A 5,236-nucleotide genomic window follows, 5' to 3' on the forward strand; every position below is an offset into this window, starting at 1 on the left:
GACCGAGCGGGCAGGCTTGCCTTCGTTGAGTGCGGCCTGGATGCGGGTGAGCAGCGCCACCAGCTTGGCGGCATCCTTGTCGTTACCCGACTTGGCAGCCTTGGTGTATCGGTTCAGGGCTTTCTCGACCGTGCCCAGGTCAGCCAGGCACAGCTCGGTCTGGATCACTTCGATGTCGGAGATCGGGTCCACGCGGCCCGCCACGTGGATCACGTTGTCGTCTTCAAAGCAGCGCACCACGTTGACGATGGCGTCGGTTTCACGGATGTGGGCCAGGAACTGGTTGCCCAGGCCTTCACCCTGGCTGGCGCCAGCCACTAGGCCGGCAATGTCCACAAACTCGACGATGGCGGGAACGATGCGCTCGGGCGAGATGATCTGGGCCAGCTGCTGGAGGCGGGGGTCAGGCACCTCCACCACGCCCACGTTGGGCTCGATGGTGCAGAAGGGATAGTTCTCGGCGGCAATACCAGCCTTGGTCAGCGCGTTGAAAAGGGTGGACTTGCCGACGTTGGGCAGGCCCACGATGCCGCATTGGAGGCTCATGGCAGGGCTTTCTGGTGTTCTGGAGACAAACCGCCGATTTTACGGGCGCGCCCAGTGCCCAGTGCTGATGGCCCAAATCAGACGGTCATTCAAACCGGAAATCGGCAGCAATGCGTTGCCCCACACGCAGCCACTGCCCTGCGCCGCTTCGCACGATGGCGTTCATGCCGAACGTGATGGCGCCGTCCAGCCGCTTATCCTGGCGGTAGGTGCGCAGGGTGTCGCCCACCGACGGATGGCTCTCGGCCGTGGCCGGGTCGATGTCGGGGATGGGGCATCGCGCGCAGGGCTTCACCGGTTGCATGTGGACGTCGGCGGTGCCATCACTCTCCACATGGATCAGATCCACGCGGTCCTCGTCGTGGGCATCCACCCCCGCCAACACCACGTTGGGCCGGAACCGCTCCATGCCCACCGCGCCGTGGCCGCCGGCCGTGAGCCGTGCGTTGAGATCCTTCAGGGATGCCTCACTGGTCACCAGCAGCGGAAACCCGTCAGCAAACTGGTTGGGAGCCTCCATGCCATCCGTCCACTCCAGGCTGGACAGCCGCCGATGTTCCGGGTCAAACCGCACCAGGCGGCAGGGCTGCCCCAGAAAGTCGCTGAACCACTGGGCCGCCACAGGGCCCATGTCCCACGCAGGCACCGTGTCGCGCCAGACGGTCACCGTGGCCGGAGCTTCCACCGCATCGATCGCCACATGCAATGCCAGCATGCCCGGAGCCCGCAGCACCATTTCGTCACTCTTGAGCTGGGGCCGGATCAGCGCCATGCGGGGCAGGCTGCGCTGGGTGAGGAACATGCCCTGTGCGTCCACCACCATCCAGGCGCGGTCCAGATCCAGCCCGGTCTCGGTAAGCAGCGCCTGCTGCACCTCGATGCCCGCACAGGATTTGACGGGATACACAAACAGCCGCGCAATGGTGCCGGACAGATCAGACTCGGAAGGGAAGCTCACGCCAAGTGCTCCTGAAGAAGGGTGCCAGAAAGGCCAGACCGCAATTCTGCCCTGTCATTACAGGGGGTAAGACCCCTCCTACAATGCCTGTCATGGCCCCAACCTTTGATATCTGTATTCGTGGCACCGGCATCGTGGGCCGAACCCTGGCCTTGTTGCTGGCACGGGAACGACTGAGGGTGGCCCTGATACCAGCCCCGGCTCCACGCAGCGCGGCGGCCACCGATGTACGGGCCTATGCCCTGAATGCAGCGTCCCGTGGCCTGCTCGAATCGCTGCGCAGCTGGCCCGACGCCGAACACGCCACCGCCGTCAAGCACATGCAGGTGCGGGGCGATCAGGATGGCTGCGTGCATTTCGATGCCGCCCCCCAGGGGGTAGAAGCCCTCGCCTGGATCGTGGATGTGCCGGCCCTGGAAGAGCGACTGGCACAGGCTGTGCGGTTTCAGCCATTGGTAGAGATTGTGGATATCCCGGTGGCTGCGCCCCTGACCGTCGTGTGCGAAGGACGCGCCAGCACCACCCGGTCCGAGTTTGGCGTGCACTTTGACGTGACGCCCTATGCCCAGCACGCCATTGCCACGCGGGTGCGCTGCGAACATCCGCATGCACAGGTCGCACGCCAGTGGTTTTTGCCACAAGGCATCCTGGCTTTTTTGCCGCTGGAGGGAGCCCAGGGGAACTCTGTGGCCGTGGTGTGGTCCGTCCCTGAGGAGCGGGTTTCCGCGCTGATGGCGTTGCCGGCCGACGCCTTTGCGCAGGAATTGCAGACGGCGAGCCAGCAGGCGCTCGGCAGCATTGCGCTCATTGCCGAGCGTGCCACTTGGCCGCTGCAGCTGGCCAAGGCAGACCGCTGGTGCGGTGCTGCATCGACCAATGCGACCAATGGCCCAGCTGCGCGCAGCTGGGCGCTGGCAGGCGACGCGGCGCACAACGTGCATCCGCTGGCAGGGCAAGGGCTGAACCTGGGCTTGGCCGATGTGGCAGCCTTGGCCGATGTGCTGCGCACCCGCGACTACTGGCGCAGCGTCGCAGACCTGCGGCTGCTGCGGCGCTACGAACGCCAGCGAAAAGCGGCTCTGATAGCGATGGGCCTGGCCACCGACGGGTTGCAGCAACTGTTTGCACGCCCAGAGGCGCCCTGGCAAGCGCTGCGCAACTGGGGCATGAAGGGCTTTGAACACAGCGGCCTGCTGAAGGATTTTGTGGCCCGCCAGGCCATGGGGATGCGCTGAACGCGCGAGTTTGATTGAACGGGAACATGATGAAATTGACCACTGCTTTGCTGACCGTCGCGGCAGCCACTCTGAGCCTGAGCGCCACGGCGCAAGAGGACGTCATCCGCAAGGCATTGGCCGGGCGCATTCCTCAAATGGACAAGATCGACGAAGTGCGCCCCACACCCATGAAAGGCTTGTACGAAGTGCGCATTGGCACCGACCTGTTCTACACCGACGCCAAGGGCGACTATGTGATCCAGGGTGAACTCATCGACTCCAAGGCGCGCCGCAATCTGACCGAAGACCGCATCAGCAAGCTGACAGCCGTCAGCTTCTCGGCCCTGCCTCTCAAAGATGCCGTAACCATTGTGCGCGGCGACGGCAAGCGCAAGGTGGCCGTGTTCGAGGACCCCAACTGTGGCTACTGCAAGCGCTTTGAGCGCGACCTGCAGCAAATCAACAACGTGACGGTATACCTGTTCCTGTACCCCATCCTGAGCCCGGATTCGGCCGAAAAGTCGCGCAACATCTGGTGTTCCAAGGACCAGGCCACGGCGTGGCAAGACCAGATGGTGCGTGACAAGCCCGCACCGGCGGCTAGCTGTGACACCAGCGCGCTGCAACGCAACCTGGCCTTTGGCAAGAAGTACAAGATCACCGGCACCCCCACCTTGATTTTTGCCAACGGCACGCGTGTGCCAGGTGCGATCGGCGCCCAGGAGGTCGAAAAGCGTCTGGCCGAAGCCGCCAGCGAAACGCCCTCCGCCAATTGATAGCCGCTGAAAGCCACTGACCGACGACTCCGCGCGGCCCTTGCGCGGCACATGCCATGCCCCTCTCCCGCTCAGCCTCCGTCGCAGACATTCACTACCGCGTCGAACCCACAGACCTGAATGCGCATCTGTTCACCGTGACGCTGACGGTGCAGCGGCCAGCGGCATCGCAAGAGCTGTCTCTGCCGGTCTGGATTCCAGGCAGCTACCTGGTGCGGGAGTTCTCCAAGAATCTGCAGGTTCTGGCGGCTCGGCAAGGCCAACGCGCTTTGCAACCGGCCCAGCTGGACAAGCACCGCTGGCAAGTGCAATGCACGGAGCGCAAGCCTCTGGTGCTGACCTATCAGGTGTGCGCCTACGACAGCTCCGTGCGCACCGCCTGGCTAGACACCTCGCGCGGCTTTTTCAACGGCACCAGTCTGTGCCTGCGCGTGCATGACCAGGAGAAACAGCCCCACACACTGGAACTGGCACGCACGGCGGCCACGGCGACCTGGGCTGCTGCCACCGGTCTACGGCCCCTGGATGCCGACAAACAAGGGTTTGGTCTGTACGCGGCGGCCGACTACGATGAACTGGTCGATTGCCCGGTGGAATTGGGCAACTTCTGGGTGGGGCGCTTCAAGGCCTGCGGCATTGCCCACCAGTTTGTGGTGGCAGGTGCGGCTCCGTCGTTCGATGGCAAGCGCCTGCTGGCCGACACGCAGAAAATTTGTGAAACCGCCATCCGTTTCTGGCACCGCGAAGGCAAGGCGCCGTTCAAAAGCTACGTCTTCATGCTCAACGCCGTAGGCGATGGCTATGGGGGACTGGAACACCGCAACTCCACGGCGCTGATCTGCGGGCGGCGCGATCTGCCCCGCCAGGGCGATGTGCGAGCCAGTGAGGGCTACACCACGCTGCTGGGCCTCATCAGCCACGAATACTTTCACACCTGGAACGTCAAGCGCCTGCGGCCTGCCGAGTTCACCCGCTACGACTATACGCAAGAGAACTACACCGAGCTGCTGTGGTTCTTCGAGGGCTTCACGAGCTACTACGACGACCTGCTGCTGCGCCGCGCCGGGCTGCTGGACGACGCAACCTACCTCAAGCTCATCACCAAAACCATCAACCAGGTGCTGCAAACTCCCGGCCGGTCGGTACAAACCGTGGCCCAGGCCAGTTTTGACGCGTGGGTGAAGTACTACCGACAGGACGAGAACACACCCAACACCACCGTCAGCTACTACACCAAGGGCTCTCTGGTGGCCCTGTGCCTTGACCTGGCCCTGCGGCGCGAGGGCAAAGCCACGCTGGACGATGTGATGCGCGCACTGTGGGTGCGCTGCGCGGGCGGCCCGATGACCGAAGCGGATCTGCGCGCCGTGCTCCACGACCTGGTCGGCCGCCCATTCGACAAGGAACTGGCCCATTGGGTGCACAGCACAGCCGATCTACCCCTGGAGGAGCTGCTGGCCGCCCACGGCGTGGCGCTCAAGGCCGACCGGCCGCAGCTGGCCCAGCGCCTGGGCCTGCGTGTGGCCGAGAACCACAGTGTGCAGATCAAGACCGTGCTGCGTGGCGGAGCCGCAGAGAAGGCAGGAATGTCTGCAGGCGACGAGTGGCTGGGCGTGGAAGTGCAGGGCCAGGGCTGGCGCATCAGCAAGCTCGACGACGTCACTTTCTACGCGGGCACCCACACCGCCCTGCAGGCACTGGTGGCCCGCGACGGGCGACTCCTGCGCCTATCCTTGGAG

5 protein-coding genes are annotated in these 5,236 nt (G+C 64.4%); 3 read left to right on the top strand and 2 right to left on the bottom strand.

Annotated elements, in window-relative coordinates; all coding sequences use genetic code 11:
* Nucleotides 1-546: GTPase (locus DBR23_RS22890; RefSeq protein WP_108499682.1), on the bottom strand; the 546-nt coding region annotated here is incomplete at its 3' end.
* 85 nt (nucleotides 547-631) lie between these two features.
* A complete protein-coding gene (locus DBR23_RS22895; RefSeq protein ID WP_108499683.1) occupies nucleotides 632-1,504 on the bottom strand; it encodes an MOSC domain-containing protein in 873 nt (290 codons plus the stop codon).
* Nucleotides 1,505-1,596: 92 nt separating this feature from the next.
* Between DBR23_RS22895 and DBR23_RS22900 the strand changes: the two genes are divergently transcribed.
* The 3 genes from DBR23_RS22900 to DBR23_RS22910 form a co-directional block, all read left to right on the top strand.
* The gene (locus tag DBR23_RS22900; RefSeq protein WP_108499684.1) at nucleotides 1,597-2,739 is read left to right on the top strand and encodes an FAD-dependent monooxygenase; all 1,143 of its coding nucleotides are present in this window, start codon (nucleotides 1,597-1,599) and stop codon (nucleotides 2,737-2,739) included.
* Between the two features lie 29 nt (nucleotides 2,740-2,768).
* On the top strand, nucleotides 2,769-3,497 hold the full coding sequence (locus tag DBR23_RS22905) for a DsbC family protein (protein ID WP_099731998.1): 729 nt from the start codon (nucleotides 2,769-2,771) through the stop codon (nucleotides 3,495-3,497).
* Between the two features lie 56 nt (nucleotides 3,498-3,553).
* The coding region (locus tag DBR23_RS22910) for a M61 family metallopeptidase (protein ID WP_233250687.1) at nucleotides 3,554-5,236 on the top strand (1,683 nt) is incomplete at its 3' end.

Origin of the sequence: Acidovorax sp. HMWF018, assembly GCF_003061035.1 — a bacterium.
Classification (GTDB): domain Bacteria; phylum Pseudomonadota; class Gammaproteobacteria; order Burkholderiales; family Burkholderiaceae_C; genus Acidovorax; species Acidovorax delafieldii.

Bases quoted from the DNA above. Each gene is read 5' to 3' on its own strand.
- DBR23_RS22900 (WP_108499684.1), top strand. From the start codon at position 1,597: ATGGCCCCAACCTTTGATATCTGTATTCGTGGCACCGGCATCGTGGGC.
- DBR23_RS22905 (WP_099731998.1), top strand. From the start codon at position 2,769: ATGAAATTGACCACTGCTTTGCTGACCGTCGCGGCAGCCACTCTGAGC.